This is a genomic window from Nocardiopsis sp. CNS-639, assembly GCF_000381685.1.
Classification (GTDB): domain Bacteria; phylum Actinomycetota; class Actinomycetes; order Streptosporangiales; family Streptosporangiaceae; genus Nocardiopsis; species Nocardiopsis dassonvillei.
This window is the reverse complement of sequence record NZ_KB906854.1, coordinates 289,032-304,324: the sequence shown is the minus strand read 5'-3', so window position 1 is coordinate 304,324 and position 15,293 is coordinate 289,032. Positions and strand designations below refer to the sequence as shown.

General features: G+C 72.8%; 13 protein-coding genes. 3 read left to right on the top strand and 10 right to left on the bottom strand.

Annotated elements, in window-relative coordinates; genetic code table 11:
* Positions 1–109 precede the first annotated feature (109 nt).
* The 8 genes from G011_RS0101200 to G011_RS0101165 form a co-directional block, all read right to left on the bottom strand.
* Positions 110–661, bottom strand: a complete 552-nt coding sequence (locus G011_RS0101200) for a CinA family protein (RefSeq protein ID WP_019606860.1) — start codon at positions 659–661, stop codon at positions 110–112.
* The gene (pgsA, locus tag G011_RS0101195; RefSeq protein WP_019606859.1) at positions 658–1,263 is read right to left on the bottom strand and encodes a CDP-diacylglycerol--glycerol-3-phosphate 3-phosphatidyltransferase; all 606 of its coding nucleotides are present in this window, start codon (positions 1,261–1,263) and stop codon (positions 658–660) included. The genes G011_RS0101200 and pgsA overlap by 4 nt, the downstream gene beginning before the upstream one ends.
* Positions 1,260–2,702: a 30S ribosomal protein S12 methylthiotransferase RimO gene (rimO, locus tag G011_RS0101190; RefSeq protein ID WP_019606858.1), complete on the bottom strand. Its 1,443-nt coding sequence runs from the start codon at positions 2,700–2,702 to the stop codon at positions 1,260–1,262. Before rimO ends, pgsA begins: the two co-directional genes overlap by 4 nt.
* A gap of 172 nt (positions 2,703–2,874) precedes the next feature.
* Complete coding sequence (locus G011_RS0101185; RefSeq protein ID WP_019606857.1) at positions 2,875–4,113, bottom strand: RodZ domain-containing protein; 1,239 nt, start codon at positions 4,111–4,113, stop codon at positions 2,875–2,877.
* 233 nt (positions 4,114–4,346) lie between these two features.
* The gene (locus G011_RS0101180; RefSeq protein ID WP_019606856.1) at positions 4,347–6,869 is read right to left on the bottom strand and encodes a DNA translocase FtsK; all 2,523 of its coding nucleotides are present in this window, start codon (positions 6,867–6,869) and stop codon (positions 4,347–4,349) included.
* 265 nt (positions 6,870–7,134) lie between these two features.
* On the bottom strand, positions 7,135–8,820 hold the full coding sequence (locus tag G011_RS0101175) for a ribonuclease J (protein ID WP_019606855.1): 1,686 nt from the start codon (positions 8,818–8,820) through the stop codon (positions 7,135–7,137).
* Positions 8,817–9,788, bottom strand: coding sequence for a 4-hydroxy-tetrahydrodipicolinate synthase (dapA, locus tag G011_RS0101170; protein WP_013151699.1), 972 nt, complete (start codon positions 9,786–9,788; stop codon positions 8,817–8,819). The genes G011_RS0101175 and dapA overlap by 4 nt, the downstream gene beginning before the upstream one ends.
* 352 nt (positions 9,789–10,140) lie before the next feature.
* Positions 10,141–10,521: a phage holin family protein gene (locus G011_RS0101165; protein WP_081642908.1), complete on the bottom strand. Its 381-nt coding sequence runs from the start codon at positions 10,519–10,521 to the stop codon at positions 10,141–10,143.
* 96 nt (positions 10,522–10,617) lie between these two features.
* Between G011_RS0101165 and G011_RS0101160 the strand changes: the two genes are divergently transcribed.
* The 3 genes from G011_RS0101160 to G011_RS0101150 all read left to right on the top strand — a co-directional run bounded on the left by G011_RS0101160 (position 10,618) and on the right by G011_RS0101150 (position 13,249).
* Positions 10,618–11,172, top strand: a complete 555-nt coding sequence (locus G011_RS0101160) for a GNAT family N-acetyltransferase (protein ID WP_019606853.1) — start codon at positions 10,618–10,620, stop codon at positions 11,170–11,172.
* A 121-nt stretch (positions 11,173–11,293) separates the two neighbouring features.
* Positions 11,294–12,166, top strand: coding sequence for a 1,4-dihydroxy-2-naphthoate polyprenyltransferase (locus G011_RS0101155; protein WP_026337898.1), 873 nt, complete (start codon positions 11,294–11,296; stop codon positions 12,164–12,166).
* A 399-nt stretch (positions 12,167–12,565) separates the two neighbouring features.
* Positions 12,566–13,249 (top strand): class I SAM-dependent methyltransferase, encoded by a 684-nt coding sequence (locus G011_RS0101150; protein ID WP_019606851.1) that lies wholly within the window; start codon positions 12,566–12,568, stop codon positions 13,247–13,249.
* A 175-nt stretch (positions 13,250–13,424) separates the two neighbouring features.
* On the opposite strand, the gene dapB is transcribed toward G011_RS0101150, so the two are convergent.
* Positions 13,425–14,168 carry a 4-hydroxy-tetrahydrodipicolinate reductase gene (gene dapB / locus G011_RS0101145; protein WP_081642907.1) on the bottom strand — a complete coding sequence of 248 codons (744 nt, stop codon included), beginning with the start codon at positions 14,166–14,168 and terminating at the stop codon, positions 13,425–13,427.
* A 144-nt stretch (positions 14,169–14,312) separates the two neighbouring features.
* On the bottom strand, positions 14,313–15,287 hold the full coding sequence (egtD, locus tag G011_RS0101140; protein ID WP_019606849.1) for an L-histidine N(alpha)-methyltransferase: 975 nt from the start codon (positions 15,285–15,287) through the stop codon (positions 14,313–14,315).
* Positions 15,288–15,293: the final 6 nt, after the last annotated feature.

The following is a 15,293-nucleotide window of genomic DNA, read 5'->3' as shown; positions in this document are numbered from 1 at the left end:
CCCACGCCCGATTCGGGCACCTCTTGCCGTCCTGTTCGCTGGAGGGGGAACCCCGCCCGGGGGTGGTTTTGTTCCCAAGGGTGGGGAAAGGAAGAACAGCCCGGAAAGTTCAGCTTCGGGCGTTTCCTTCCATGCTCCCGCGCACAGCGGTGTCCAGGAGCAGCAGCGCCCCCTCGACCGTGCGGTATCGGATACCCGCACGGTCCCCGGTGAAACGGAAACGGCGGCCCCGTGTGGCTCCATCGGGCGTGGCGACGGCCACAAAGACCGTGCCGACGGGCTGGCCGTCCTGGGGGTCGGGTCCGGCCACGCCGGTGACCGCGACTCCGTAGTCGGAGCCGAGCAGGCGGCGGACGCCGAGCGCCATGTGCCCGGCCACCTCCGGGTGGACCGCGCCGTGCTCGGCCAGGAGGTCCGCGGGCACGCCCAGGACACTGTCCTTGGCGTCGGTGGCGTAGGCCACGACACCGCCCCGGTAGGTGCCCGAGGCGCCGGGGATCGCGGTGAGGTGGGCGCCGACGAGGCCGCCGGTCAGCGACTCGGCGGTGGCGCAGGTGGCGCCGGCGGCGAGCAGGGCCCGGTGGGCGGCCCCGGCCGCGGCCAGCGCCCCGGCACGCGGGTCCGGACCGCCGGCGTCCGGCGGGCCCTGCTCCCCCGTCACGCGGCGGGGCCCTTGCGGGCGCGCACCGCGCGGACGGCGTCGAACACGTAGGTCAGGCCGGTCCACAGGGTGACCGCCAGCGCGGCGGCCATCACGACGTGCGCGAACCAGACGAAGACCTCACTGAAGGGCAGCACCTGGAGCGGGAAGAGGTAGACGCTGATCGCGACGATCTGGAGGACCGTCTTGAGTTTGCCGCCCTGGCTGGCCGGCATGACCACGTAGCGCAGGACCGCGAAGCGCAGCGCCGTGATGCCCCATTCGCGGACCAGGATGGCGATGGTCACCCACCACCACAGGTCGCCCTGGAGGGAGAGCACCACCAGCGCGGAGCCGGTGAGCGCCTTGTCGGCGATGGGGTCGACGATCTTGCCGAAGTCGGTGACCAGGTTGCGGCGGCGGGCGATCTCGCCGTCGACCCGGTCGGTGATGGCGGCCAGCACGAAGACGGAGAAGGCGGCGAACCGCCACCACGAGCCGTCCAGGAACATGAGCCACACGAAGAGCGGCACCATGACCAGGCGGCTCATCGTGAGGATGTTCGCGATGTTCCACAGGGGAACGCGGGGGGCGGGGGTGGCCGCGGGGTCGGGGGTGCTCATCTGTCCGCGGCTTCCCCGTGGGTGTCGTCCTGCTCCGCGATGAGGTCGGCCCCGGCCGACTGGATGACGGTGGCGCGCACCAGGTCGCCGACGGCGAGGTCCTCGCCGTAGAGGATCGTGCTGCCGTCCACCTCGGGTGCCTGGTGCTCGGCGCGGCCCTCGTAGGCGCCGTCCTCCAGCACCGTCTCCACCAGGACGGTGACCTCCGAACCGATCCGCTCCTCGGCGCGCTGGGTCATCAGCTCCTCGGAGAGGCGGTTGAGCCGGTCCACGCGCTCGGCGACGACCTCGTCGGGCAGCTTGCCCTCGTGGCCGAAGGCCTCGGTGCCCTCCTCGTCGGAGTAGCCGAACACGCCGATGGCGTCCAGCCGGGCCTCGGAGAGGAAGGAGACCAGGTCCTCGAACTCGGCCTCGGTCTCACCGGGGAAGCCCACGATGAAGTTGGAGCGCGAGCCCGCCTCGGGCGCGCGCTTGCGGACCGTGTCCAGCAGCTCCAGGAAGCGCTCGCGGTCTCCGAAGCGGCGCATGCGGCGCAGCAGGGTGCCGCTGGCGTGCTGGAAGGACAGGTCGAAGTAGGGCACCACGCCGGGGGTCCCGGTGAGCACGTCCACCAGGCCGGGGCGGACCTCGGCGGGCTGGAGGTAGCTGACCCGGACCCGCTCCAGGCCCTCGACCGCGGCCAGGCGGGGCAGGAGCTTCTCCAGGGCGCGCACGTCGCCCAGGTCCTTGCCGTAGGAGGTGGAGTTCTCACTGACCAGGAACACCTCGCGCACGCCCTCGGAGGCCAGCCACTCGGCCTCGCGCACGATGTCGTCGGGGCGGCGGGAGAGGTAGGCCCCCCGGAAGGTCGGGATGGCGCAGAAGGTGCAGCGCCGGTCGCAGCCGGAGGCGATCTTGAGGTTGGCCACCGGTCCGCCGACGAGGCGGCGGCGCGGGATGGAGGCGCGGTAGGGCAGCTCGGTGCCCTCGGCCCCGGCGGATTCGGCAAAGCTGGCGTGGCCGGGGACGTGGGCCTGGGAGGCGTCGCGCTCGGCCGGGCTGATCGGCAGCAGCGTGCGCCGGTCGCGGGGGTCGTGCGGAACCAGGGTCCGCCCGGCCACGACGTCGTCGAGACGGTCGGTGATGGCCGCGTAGTCGTCGAATCCGATGACCTGCGCCTCGGGCAGGGCCTGGGCCAGCTCGGAGCCGTAGCGCTCGGCCATGCACCCGGCGGCGACGACTCTGCCGCCGTTCTCCGCCGCTTCCAGGAGGGTCTCGATGGAGTCCTGTTTGGCCGCGTCGATGAACCCGCAGGTGTTGACGATGGTGACGTCGGCCTCGGTGTCGCCCTCGACGAGGTCCCAGCCGCCAGCGGACAGGCGCCCGGCCAGCTCTTCGGAGTCGACCTCGTTACGCGCACACCCCAGGGTGACGAGTGAGACAGTACGGCGCGATGACATGGCTTCCAAGCGTGTGGGAGAGCTTCGGGTGGCGCGGGGGGCCGTCCCGGACCGGTCGGCCGTGCTCAGTGCACGGCGCAGCCCGGCGCCGCCCGCAGCCCCCCACATTACCTTGGTCGGCTCACCCGCCCGTACCCCGGCCCGGATCGCTCCGGGCCGGGGTGCGCTCCGGTCACTGCTGCACGCCGTCCGGACCGATGACGATCTCCTTGACCTCGCCCGGAAGGCCGAGGGGTCCGGAGCTCTCGCCGTTGACGGTCACGCTGACCGCCCCGGCGTCGCCGACCCACAGGTTGAGCATGTCCTCGGTCACGTACTCCTTGACGTCGCCCTCCAGCAGGTAGCCGACGTAGAGGTCCTCGCCGTCGGCCCCGGTGACCTCGACCCAGCTGCGTCCGGAGGAGCCGAGTTCGACGGTGAACTCGACGGGCCCCTGCTCCGCCGCGGCCTCCTCCGCCCCCACGGCGGAGTCGACGGTCCTCTCGGTGGCGGAGGAGTCGAAGGCCGAGCGCAGCGGGTTGCCCGCGTCCCAGTCCTGCCAGGTGCGGACCCCGACGAAGAGCGCCAGGAGGAAGATGGCCCCGACCACGGCCCAGGGCCAGTGGCGCCGGACGGCGTCGACGGGCCGGGGGCGGGCGGCGACGACCACGGGGCGGGTGACGGGGTCGCCCCGGCCGTGCCTGCCGACCCGGGTCCCGCCCCCCTGGCGCCTGGCGCTCCGGGGCCCGCCGCCGCGGTGCCTGCCGTCGGTGTGTCCGCTCCGCACGGGGCCCACCTGCGCGGAACCGACCCGGGCGGGGCCCGCGTCGGCGGCCCCGTCCTCGGGAGCCCCGCCCTCGGGGTCCCACTCCTCGGGCGCCCGGGCACGGGGGCGGCGTCCCTCCGCGGTCTCGCGGGGGCCGGGGATCCACCCGGCCCGCCGCGGCCTGCGGGGCCCCCGACGCTCCTGGGACTCCTGGGGCTCCTCGTCGGGCTGGCGCGTCAGGAACTGCCTGCGTTCGAAGTGGCCCCAGCGCTGGGCGCCGACTCCGGAGTCGTCCTCGCCGAAGCGGTGGGCCATCACCGCCTCCCCGTCCTCCCCGGGACGGGTCTCGGCGCGCGCGGCGGCGGCCGCGCGCGCCGCCTCGGGCACGGACGCCGGATGGCGCTGCGGGGGGACGAAGGCGGGTATGGCGCGGGACGCGTGCTCGCGGTCGTACTCGGCCAGGAGCGGCGCCGGGTCCAGGCCGAGCGTGCGGCAGATGCCGCGGATGTGGCCGCGTGCGTAGAAGTCCCCGCCGCAGGAGAAGAAGTCCTCCTGCTCGATGGCCGTGAGGACGGGTTCCCGGATGCGTGTACGGATGCTGAGGTCCGCGACCGTGTACCCCGCCGCGACCCGGGCGGCGGACAGGGTCTGACCGATCGTCGCCATGCGCACTCCCCCCGCGACTGTGTGTAGCTGCAAGAGACCACTCTGCCGCCCGGGGCGCTTTCGCGCAGGTCACCACGCCCCATGAAGCCTCCAAGATCCCACCAAATCGGGCATGCCTGTTTTTAAGGGATGCCAGTGGAGTTTCAGGAAAGGCCGTAACACGGGGTCGGAAGCCCGACTTCCCGGATGCCGGTCGGCACCCGCGCGCCGCCGCGCGGACGCGGCGGCGCGGCTCAGGAACCGCGGATGTCGGCCAGCACGGCGGGCAGGTCGTCGGGCTGGACGAGCACGTCGCGGGCCTTGGAGCCCTCGCTGGGGCCGACCACGTCGCGGCTCTCCATGAGGTCCATCAGGCGGCCCGCCTTGGCGAAGCCCACCCGGAGCTTGCGCTGGAGCATGGACGTGGACCCGAACTGGGTGGTGACCACCAGCTCGACGGCCTGGAGGAGCAGGTCGAGGTCATCGCCGATGTCCTCGTCGATCTCCTTCTTCTTGGTGTCGGGGACGGCCACGTCCTCGCGGTAGCTGGGCTCGGACTGCTTCTTGCAGTGCTCGACGATCGCCCGGATCTCCTTCTCCGACACCCAGGCGTTCTGGAGGCGGATGGGCTTGCCCGCGCCCATGGGGAGGAAGAGCGAGTCGCCCTTGCCGACGAGCTTCTCGGCGCCGGGCTGGTCGAGGATGACGCGGCTGTCGGAGAGGCTGGAGGTGGCGAAGGCCAAGCGGGAGGGCACGTTGGCCTTGATCAGACCGGTGACGACGTCGACGCTGGGCCGCTGGGTGGCCAGCACCAGGTGGATCCCGGCGGCACGGGCCAGCTGGGTGATGCGCACGACGGCGTCCTCCACGTCGCGGGGGGCGACCATCATCAGGTCGGCCAGCTCGTCCACGATGACCAGCAGGTAGGGGTAGGGCTCGTACTGGCGCTCGCTGCCGGGCGGGGCGGTCAGCTCCCCGGTGCGCACGGCGGCGTTGAAGTCGTCCACGTGCCGGTACCCGGAGGCGGCCAGGTCGTCGTAGCGCCGGTCCATCTCCCCCACCACCCACTGGAGTGCCTCCGCGGCCCGCTTGGGGTTGGTGATGATGGGGGTGATCAGGTGCGGGATGCCCTCGTACATGGTCAGCTCGACCCGCTTGGGGTCGACCAGGATCATCCGCACCTCGTCGGGGGTGGCGCGCATCATCAGCGAGGTGATGAGCCCGTTGATGCAGGTGGACTTGCCCGCGCCGGTGGCACCGGCGACCAGGACGTGCGGCATCTTGGCCAGGTTCGCGACCACGTTGGAGCCCTCGACGTCCTTGCCCAGGCCCACCAGCATGGGGTGGTCGTCGGAGGTCGCCGCGGGCGAGCGCAGCACGTCGCCCAGGCTCACCAGGTCCTTGTCGGTGTTGGGGATCTCCACGCCGATGGCGGACTTGCCGGGGATGGGCGACTGGATGCGCACGTCCGCGCTCTTGACCGCCAGGGAGATGTTCTTGGCCAGGGCGGTGACCTTCTCGACCTTGACCGCGGGGCCCAGTTCGATCTCGTAGCGGGTCACCGTCGGCCCGCGGGTGAAGCCGGTGACGTCGGCGTCGATGTTGAACTGGGTGAGCACCCCCGACAGGGCTTCGACGACCTCGTCGTTGGCCTTGGTGCGCGGCTTGACCGGGCTGCCGGGCTTGAGCATGGTCGGCGCGGGCAGCTCGTAGTCGCCCTCCACCACGCGGGAGGGGATGGTGAGCTGCTCGGTGGTGGCGGGTGCCGGGGTGGGGTCGGGGACCTCCCGCTTGGCGCGGGCGGCCTTCCTGCCCTTGGGCGCGGCCTCCGCCGCGGCCGCGGACGCGGCCGGTTCCGGGGCCTCGGCGCCGGTCCGCGCGGCCTCCTCCTCGTCGGTGAGGGCGGGGGCGATCGGCTCGTCGGGCAGCACCGGGCTGTCGTAGGGGCGCTCGTGGTCGCCCGCGACCGTGCCCGTGGCCTTCTTCTTCCTGGGCCCGCTCCCGCGCGGTTTGGCGGGCTTCTTCTTCTCCGCCCCCAGAAGGCCGATGCCCGCGTCGGGGCCGGTGTCGCGCTCCATGAGCGCGCCGAACAGGACCTGGAGGCGCTCGGGGATGCGCCGGATGGGTGTGGCGGTGACCACGAGGATCCCGAAGACCAGCACCAGGGCCAGCAGGACGCCGGTCAGCCACGGGGTGACGACGGCGCTGAGCGGCCCCGAGGCGACGAAGCCGATGAGCCCGCCGGCCTCCTGGAGGGCCGCCAGGCCTTCGGAGGGCTGCGGGATGCCGTGGGCGATGTGGATGAGGCCGAGCAGGCCCAGCATGATCGAGCTGAAGCCGATGAGCAGCCGCCCGGCGTCGCCCTCCTTGCTGTCGCCGGGAGTGCGCATGAGCCTGACCGCGATCGGCAGGAACAGCAGCGGCAGGATCGGCGAGAACGTGCCGAAGGCGCCGACCACGACCGTGCGGGTGTACTCCAGGAGCAGCCCGTCGCTGTTCCACCACACGGCTGCGGCGATGAGGACGCCCGCGGCCAGCAGGACCAGCCCGGCGCCGTCGCGGCGCAGGTCGGGGTCGAGGCCGCGCGCGCCGCGGCCGACCGCGCGGGCGGAGCCGCCGACGGTGTGCGCGACGAGCTTCCACAGCACCAGCAGGAACTGGCCGAACATGGTGACGGCGAAGGCGATGGGCCCGTCGGGCATGCGCTTCTTCGCCGCGGGCTTGCGCGCGGCGGGCTTCTTGCGTCCGGAACCGCCGGAGGAGGCGCGCGTGGCCATGGGGTCACCTCCAGGGGACGGGGTCGTGAGGACGGTCGGGCAGGACGGCCCGCCACGGCGGGCAGCCTACTGCGGCGTCCACCCCCGGCGCCCGTATCCCGCGCGGCGTGTCGCACGGGCGCCGCTGTGCTCCCCGTCCCACCGCCGTCCCGGCCCCGGCCCTCGGTCCCGCCACCGCCCCGGTACCGGTTTTCGGTCCCGGCGACGCGAACGGCCCGTACCGCCGCGGTGCGGCGTCGGGCCGTTCGTCGTCGTCGGGTGCCGGTCAGACCTCGACCAGGACGGGGATGATCATGGGCCGCCGCCGGTAGGTCTCGTTGACCCAGCGGCCGGCGCTGCGGCGGATGAGCTGGCGCAGCTGGTGGGGGTCGTTGACCCCGTCCCGGGCCGCCTTGTCCAGCGCGTCCTGGATGCGGTCGATGACGTCGTCGTAGGCGTCGGCGCCGATGCCCGCGCCCCGCGTGTGGATCTCGGGCTCGCCCAGGATCTTGCCGGAGCCGGAGTCCACCGCCACGACGACGGAGATGAACCCCTCCTCGCCGAGGACCCGGCGGTCCTTGAGCGCGGCGTCGGTGACGTCGCCGACCGAGGAGCCGTCCACGTACACGTACCCGGCCTGCACCGCGCCGACGATCTTGGCCCGGTTCTTGTGCAGGTCGACGACCACGCCGTCCTCGGCGATGACGATCCGGTCGCTCGGGACCCCGGTCAGTCTGGCCAGGTCGGCGTGGGCGCGCATGTGCCGCCACTCGCCGTGCACGGGCATGAAGTTGCGCGGGCGGACCATGTTGAGCACGTACATCAGCTCGCCCGCGGGCGCGTGACCGGAGACGTGCACCAGGGCGTTGCCCTTGTGCACGACCTTGGCCCCCCAGCGGGTCAGGCCGTTGATCACCCGGTTGACCGAGTTCTCGTTGCCCGGGATCAGCGACGAGGCGAGCAGGATGGTGTCGCCCTCCTCGATGCGGATCTGGTGGTCCCGGTTGGCCATGCGGCTGAGCGCGGCCATCGGCTCGCCCTGCGAGCCCGTGCACACCAGGAGCACCTCGTCCGGACGCAGATGGTCGAGCTGCTTGACGTCGACGACCGTGTCGCCGGGGATGCTCAGGTAGCCCAGGTCGCGCGCGATGTTCATGTTGCGGACCATGGAGCGGCCCACGAAGGCGATCTTGCGCCCGTGCTCGACGGCCGCGTCGATGACCTGCTGGACGCGGTGCACGTGCGAGGCGAAGCAGGCCACCACGATGCGCTTCTGGGACTGCCGGAACACCTTGTCGATGGCCTCGGTCAGGTTGCGCTCGTTGACGATGAAGCCGGGCTGCTCGGCGTTGGTGGAGTCCGACAGCAGCAGGTCCACGCCCTCGTCGCCGAACCGGGCGAACCCGGCCAGGTCGGTCAGGCGCCCGTCCAGCGGCAGCTGGTCCATCTTGAAGTCGCCGGTGTGCAGCACCGACCCGCCCGGGGTGCGGATACCCACGGCCAGAGCGTCCGGAATGGAGTGGTTGACCGCGAAGAACTCCAGGTCGAAGGGGCCGAAGTCGTGTCGCTCGCCCTCCTCCACCAGCACGGTCTCGGGCTTGATGCGGTGCTCGCCGAGCTTGGCGGTGATCAGCGCCAGGGTGAGCTTGGAGCCGACGATCGGGATGTCGGCCCGCTCACGCAGCAGGAACGGCACGCCGCCGATGTGGTCCTCGTGCCCGTGGGTGAGCACGACCGCCTCGATGTCGTCGAGCCGGTCCCGGATGTAGTCGAAGTCCGGCAGGATCAGGTCGACGCCGGGCTGCTCCTCCTCCGGGAAGAGCACGCCGCAGTCCACGATGAGCAGGCGCCCGCCGTACTCGAAGACCGTCATGTTGCGGCCGATCTCGCCGAGGCCGCCCAGCGGGACGATGCGCAGCACGCCCTTGCCCAGGGGCGGCGGCGAGCCCAGTTCGGGATGCGGGTGGCTCATACGGATCCCTCCGTGAGGCGCTCGACGGCGACGGCGCTGGCCGGAACGGCCTGGTGCGGGGCGAGCCCGATCGGGCCCTTGACGCCCGCGGCGGCCAGGTCCTCGCGCAGGAGTGCCTGGAGCTCGGCGGAGGCGTCGGCGAGCGGGGTGCGGACCGGCCCGGAGGGCAGGCCGAACAGGTTGAGGACGGCCTTGGTCGTGATGACGCCCTGGGTGCGGAACATGCCCGTGTAGACCGGCGTGAGGCGGCGGTGGATGGCCAGGGCCTGGCCGACCTCGCCCTTCTCGAAGGCGTCGATCATGTCGCACAGGTCGGCGCCCACGATGTGGCCGACGACGCTGACGAACCCGGCCGCGCCGACGGACAGCAGCGGCAGGTTGAGGATGTCGGTGCCGCAGTAGAAGGCCAGGTCGGTGCGCTCCATGACCCAGGAGCTGGCGCCGACGTTGTCCTTGGCGTCCTTGTTGGCGACGATGCGCGGGTGCTCGGCCAGGCGGACCAGGGTCTCGGAGGCGATCGGCGTCCCGGTGCGGTGCGGGATGTCGTAGAGCATCACCGGCAGGTCGGTGGAGTCGGCGATCGACGTGAAGTGCCGGATGAGGCCTTCCTGCGGCGGCTTGTTGTAGTACGGGGTGACGGTCAGCAGACCGTGCGCCCCCGCCTTCTCGGCCGCCTGGGCCAGCCGGATGCTGTGGCGGGTGTCGTTGGTGCCGACCCCGGCCACGATCGTGGCGCGGTCGCCGACCGCCTCCAGGACGGTCCGGAGCAGCCGGTCCTTCTCGTCGTCGCTGGTGGTGGGCGACTCGCCGGTGGTGCCGCTGATGACGAGGCCGTCGTTGTGCTGTTCGTCGACGAGGTAGGTGGCCAGTCGGGCCGCGCCCTCGTAGTCGAGTTCCCCGTCCTCCAGCATCGGAGTGACCATCGCGGTCAACATCTTGCCGAACGGGCGGTTCTTGGTGTCCATCATCGTGTGTGAAAGGCGTGCGGACCGCCGCCCTCGGGCGGTGGGGTCCGTGGTTGCCCCTCCTCCTCTCGGTGTACTCCGAAACAGTTGTGGTCTCCCGTGCGGGTGTGCCTCGGGCACGGGTGGTCGGCGCTGCGTGCGCGCCACCGCGACCGGCGGATGCGCGACGGTCGCGGGAAAGATCTGTGCTGCCCCGTGTCGGGGGCGAGGGGCAGGGCCCCGTCCGGTCCACCGTCCTCGTGGGTCGAGGTTGAGTGGTCCCGGCAAGACGAACCTACCCGTCCCGGGCCCGTGCCATCCGGCCGGGCCCGGGGTCCGCCCGCAGGTCGGGGCGGACGGGGTCTGTGGCAGGAGGCTAGTCGTCGCTGCCGTCGGGCAGGAACATGCTGAGCAGCCAGCTGACGATGGTGATGACGATCGCGCCCCAGAAGGCGGGCCAGAACCCGTCGATGTGGAAGGCCAGGTCGAACAGGCCCGAGATCCAGTCGGTGAGCATGAGCAGCAGCGCGTTCACCAGGAGGCCGATCAGCCCCAGGGTCAGAGCGTAGAACAGGCATCCGACCGTTTTGACGATCGGTTTGATGACCGCGTTGACCACGCCGAAGATGGCGCCGACGGCGAGGTAGACCAGGATCTGGCCGACCGTGTCCTGCGCGGTGACTTCGATGCCGTCGATCAGGAGGACAGCCGCCCAAAGGGCGAGCGCGTTCACGATAACTCTGATAATGAGGCTCACAACGTAGATGTTCCCATGCTGTGGCAAGGTCCGGAAACTCCGGCGTAGGTGATCTTGTCGCCAGGCGTGTCGCCCACCCCCGAAGGAGAGTTCCCCGTGTCCAGTGCCCGGTTCGTCCGTCCCGCCCGTACCGCCGACGTGGACGCGGTCGTCGACATCCAGGTGGCGTCGTGGCGGGCGGTGTACGGGTCGCTGCTGCCCGAGGAGGTGTCCGGGGACCTGGGCGGCGAGGAGGCCAGGGAACGGTTCCGCGAGCAGTGGACGGCGGCCCTGGAGTCGCCGCCGACCTCCCGGCACCGGCTGGTGGTGGCCACCGACGAGGTGGAGGGGGTGCGCACGGTCGCGGGCTTCGCCGCGTTCGGCCCCGCCGGGGACCCGGACCTGTGGCCCGCCAAGGACGCGGAGGTGTTCGCCCTGCACGTGGACCCCGGGCGGGCGCGTCAGGGGCACGGCAGCCGCCTGGTGAACGCGTGCGTGGACCACCTGGTCGAGGACGGCTTCGCCACCCTGCACGTGTGGGTGCCCGAGGCCGACAACGCGCTGCGGTCGTTCTTCGAGGCCTCGGGCTGGCGCGCGGACGGCGCCCGCCGCGAGATCGACATGGGGCGGCTGCTGCCGATGGTGCGCCTGCACGCGGCCATCTCCCAGTAGCGGGGCCCGGCCCGCGCCCCGGAGCCGGGGCGCGGGCGGGAGCGCCGCCGACAGGGTCTAACGTGGGGTGGTTGTCGCGGCGCGCACGGGTGCGCCGGTGGTGAGCGGGGAGGGCCGGAGCGTGGCCACGGTCAGTGAATGGGTCTCGGGGCTGCGCCCCCGTACGCTTCCGAATTCGATCGTTCCGGTGGCGGTCGGCACGGCCCTGGCCTTCGCCCTGGACGGGTTCGTCTGGTGGAAGGCGCTGCTGGCCCTGGTGGTGTCCATGGCGCTCCAGGTCGGCGTGAACTTCGCCAACGACTACAGCGACGGCGTCAAGGGCACCGACACCGAGGCGCGGACGGGGCCGACCCGGCTGACCGCGACCGGTCTGGCCGCCCCGCGGCAGGTACTGGCGGCGGCCCTGGCCAGCTTCGCGTTCGCGGGGGTGGTGGGCCTGGTGCTGGTGGCCACGTCCTCGTGGTGGCTGCTGCTGGTGGGCGCCGTGGCGATCGCGGCGGCCTGGTACTACACGGGGGGCCGCAGCCCCTACGGCTACCGGGGCCTGGGCGAGGTCTCGGTGTTCGTGTTCTTCGGCGTCGTGGCCGTGGTGGGCACGGTCTTCGTGCAGTCGGGCTCCGCGCCCTGGCAGGCCTGGGTGGCGTCGGTGCCGGTGGGCCTGCTGTCCTGCTCGGTGCTGGTGATCAACAACCTGCGCGACATCCCGACCGACCGCGAGACCGGCAAGGTCACGCTGGCCGTGCGGCTGGGCGACGCCGGCACCCGCCGCCTGTACGGGGGCGCGATCGCGCTGTCCTACCTGGTGGCGCTGGCGCTGACCCCGGTGTTCTGGTGGACGCCGCTGGTGCTGGTGTCGGCGCCGCTGGCGGTGCCGCCGCTGCGGCGCGTGCTGGGAGGCCAGACCGGCCGCGACCTGGTGCTGGGCCTGGGTGAGACGGGAAGGCTCCAGATGGCGTTCGGCGTGCTGTTCTCGGTCGCCCTGCTCCTGGGGTGAGGCGGTGGCCGCACGCGGCCGACCCTTCGTGAGCGGATCCGGACGCGCCCCTGGCCGCCAGGGGACCCACGTGTCCCGGCCTTCCGGGGCATGGCGGCCACCGCACGACCGCGGTGGCGCTCATCGCCGCCGCGCTGACGCTGATCGCGTCCGCCTGCTCCGGAGGCGACCCGGCCGAGGCCCCCTCGACCACGGGACCGACCCGCCGGAGGGGGTCCCCCGCCGACCGGCCTGGACCCGGAGATCCCCGTGGAGGTCCTGGACCCGCCGGTGGCGGACGGACCCTGAGACGACACGCCGGGCGCCGGGAGACGGCGCCGGGCCCCGGTCCGGCGGGGACGGGTTAGGATGCGCGCACCCCAGACACGCGCGTACGACACGGCAGGGAGAGACGACACCGTGCCAAGCGAGAACACCGCCCCCGACCCCCTCGACCACGTTCCGGATCCGGAGGAGTGGGCGCGGCGCTCGGCCCTCCAGGCCGCGGCGTTCGACGCGATCGGCGAGCGCTACGACGAGGCCTTCCCCCGCAAGGAGGGCCAGGAGGACCGGGTGCGCCGGCTGCTGGACCTGCTGCCGCCCGGCGCGCACGTGCTCGACCTGGGCTCGGGGACGGGTGTGCCCACCGCCCGGCAGCTGGTGGCGGCGGGGGCGCGGGTGACCGGCTACGAGATCTCCGAGCGGATGGTCGAGATCGCCCGCCGCAACGTGCCGGAGGCGACGTTCGTCCGGGCCGACATCCTCGACCTGGACCCCGCGGAGTCCTCCTACGACGCCATCGTGGCGTTCTTCTCCCTGCTGTGCCTGCCCAGGTCCCGCATCCCCGAGGCGCTGAGCCGCGTGCGTGCCTCGCTGGTCCCGGGCGGTCTGCTGTGCCTGTCCATGGTGGAGGCCGACCTGGACGACGACCCGATCCCCTTCCTGGGCACGGACGTCCGGGTGTCGGGCTACCCGAACGGGGAGCTGCGCCGGGTGGTGGAGGAGGCCGGGCTGATCGTGGAGGACGAGCGGGTCGTCTCCTACGAGCCCGAGGGCGCCCGGCCCGAGGTCCAGCTGTTCCTCACCTGCCGTCGCGGCGCGTGAGACGGGGCGGGGGCCGCGCGCTGCGCGCGGCCCCCGTGCGGCGACCGGAGAGCGCCCTCGTCGGCGTGGTCTCGAACCCGTGGCGGGGTTCGGGCGCCGGCGCCGGCCACAGGTGCGGGACCAACGCGGGTCAGGACCGCGCGTCCCGCCGTCGGCGACGGTTCGGGCCGGACCGCTAGTCCAGGTCGAGGAGCGCGTCCAGGCCCACGGTGAGGGGGTCGGCGAGACCGTCCACCCCGCGCACGCCCAGCAGCACGCCCGGCATGAACGAGGCGCGGTTCATCGAGTCGTGCCGGATCTTGAGGGTCTCCCCGTCGGTGCCGAACACGACCTCCTGGTGGGCGATGAGCCCGGCGATGCGCAGCGCGTGCACCCGCACGCCCTCCACGTCGGCGCCCCGGGCGCCGGGGATCTCGGAGGTGGTGGCGTCGGGCATCGGCGCGGTCCCGGCCCCGCGGCGGGCCTCGGCGACCAGCTCGGCGGTCCGGTAGGCGGTGCCGCTGGGGGCGTCGGCCTTGTTCGGGTGGTGCAGCTCGATGATCTCGGTCGAGTCGAAGTACGGCGCGGCCTTGCGCGCGAAGTGCATCATCAGGACGGCGGCGATGCCGAAGTTGGGGGCGATGAGCACCTTGGCCCCCGGCTTCGCCTCCTGCATCCGGCGCACGCGCTCCAGCCTGGCCTCGTCGAACCCGCTGGTGCCGACGACGGCGTGGATCCCGTGGCCGATGAGCCACTCCAGGTTGTCCATCACCGCGTCGGGGTGGGTGAAGTCGACGACGCAGTCGGCCCCCAGCACCGCCTCCCTGTCGCTGGCGGCGTCCACCCCCGCGACGAGTTCCATGTCGTCGGCGCCCCGCACCGCTCGGACGACCTCTGACCCCATGCGCCCGTCGGCGCCGAAAACTCCTACCTTGAACACGGCACGAGCGTACCGGAGGCGGGGAGGCGGGTCGTCGCGGCCCGGCCCGCGACGTGGGCGGACGTGCCCGACCGGGCCGCCTCGCCGACGGACGCGGCCGGGCAGCGCCACCGGACGCCCGTGGCAGGACCTGGCCCTTCGGTGTCAGCGGACGTCGGCCAGGGTGAGCGCGAAGTCCCCCGCGGGATCGGTCCACCAGTGGGTGAGGGCGAACCCCGCCCCCTCCAGCTCCGCGGTCAGCCCCTCCCTGCGGAACTTGGCGGAGACCTCGGTGCGCGTCTCCTCCCCGGGGGCGAACTCGACCTCCAGGTCGAGGTCGGCGATCCGCACGCGCTGGGCGGCCCGGGAGCGCAGCCGCATCTCGATCCACTCGCGCTCGGCGTTCCAGCGCGCCACGTGGTCGAAGGCGTCCGGGTCGAAGTCGGCGCCGAGCCGGTGGTTGATGACGGCGAGGACGTTGCGGTTGAAGGCCGCGGTGACCCCCCGGGCGTCGTCGTAGGCGGCGACCAGGCGGGCGGGGTCCTTGACCAGGTCCGCGCCCAGCAGCAGCGAGTCCCCAGGGCGCAGGACGCCGCGGACGTCGCGCAGGAAGGCCGCGCGCGGCCCCGGCTCCTGGTTGCCGATGGTGGAGCCCAGGACGGCCAGCAACTGGCGCCCGCCCTCCCCGCCGACCGGCAGCAGCCCGAGGTGCTCCTCGAAGTCGCCGACCACGGCGTGCACGTCCAGGCCGGGATAGTCGTCGGCCACGCGGCGGGCGGAGGAGTCGAGGAAGTCACCGCTGACGTCGACGGGCACGAAGCGGGTCAGGCGGCCCTGGCGGCGCATCGCGTCCAGGAGCAGGCGGGTCTTGACCCCCGATCCGGAGCCGAGCTCGATGAGCGCCTCGGCGCCCGCCGCGGCGGCGATCTCGTCGGCCCGCAGCTCCAGGATCGCGCGTTCGGCGCGGGTGGGGTAGTACTCGGGCAGGGCGGTGATCTCCTCGAACAGGGAGCTGCCGCGTTCGTCGTAGAACCACTTGGGCGGGAGCCGCTTGGGCCGCGCGGTCAGACCCTCGGCGACGTCGGTGCGCAACGCCTTGTCGAGGTCGTCGGCGGTCAGGTTTCGGTCAATCCGGAACATGGTGCC

Bases quoted from the DNA above. Each gene is read 5' to 3' on its own strand.
- pgsA (WP_019606859.1), bottom strand. From the start codon at position 1,263: ATGAGCACCCCCGACCCCGCGGCCACCCCCGCCCCCCGCGTTCCCCTG.
- rimO (WP_019606858.1), bottom strand. From the start codon at position 2,702: ATGTCATCGCGCCGTACTGTCTCACTCGTCACCCTGGGGTGTGCGCGT.
- G011_RS0101185 (WP_019606857.1), bottom strand. From the start codon at position 4,113: ATGGCGACGATCGGTCAGACCCTGTCCGCCGCCCGGGTCGCGGCGGGG.
- G011_RS0101180 (WP_019606856.1), bottom strand. From the start codon at position 6,869: ATGGCCACGCGCGCCTCCTCCGGCGGTTCCGGACGCAAGAAGCCCGCC.
- G011_RS0101175 (WP_019606855.1), bottom strand. From the start codon at position 8,820: ATGAGCCACCCGCATCCCGAACTGGGCTCGCCGCCGCCCCTGGGCAAG.
- dapA (WP_013151699.1), bottom strand. From the start codon at position 9,788: ATGATGGACACCAAGAACCGCCCGTTCGGCAAGATGTTGACCGCGATG.
- egtD (WP_019606849.1), bottom strand. From the start codon at position 15,287: ATGTTCCGGATTGACCGAAACCTGACCGCCGACGACCTCGACAAGGCG.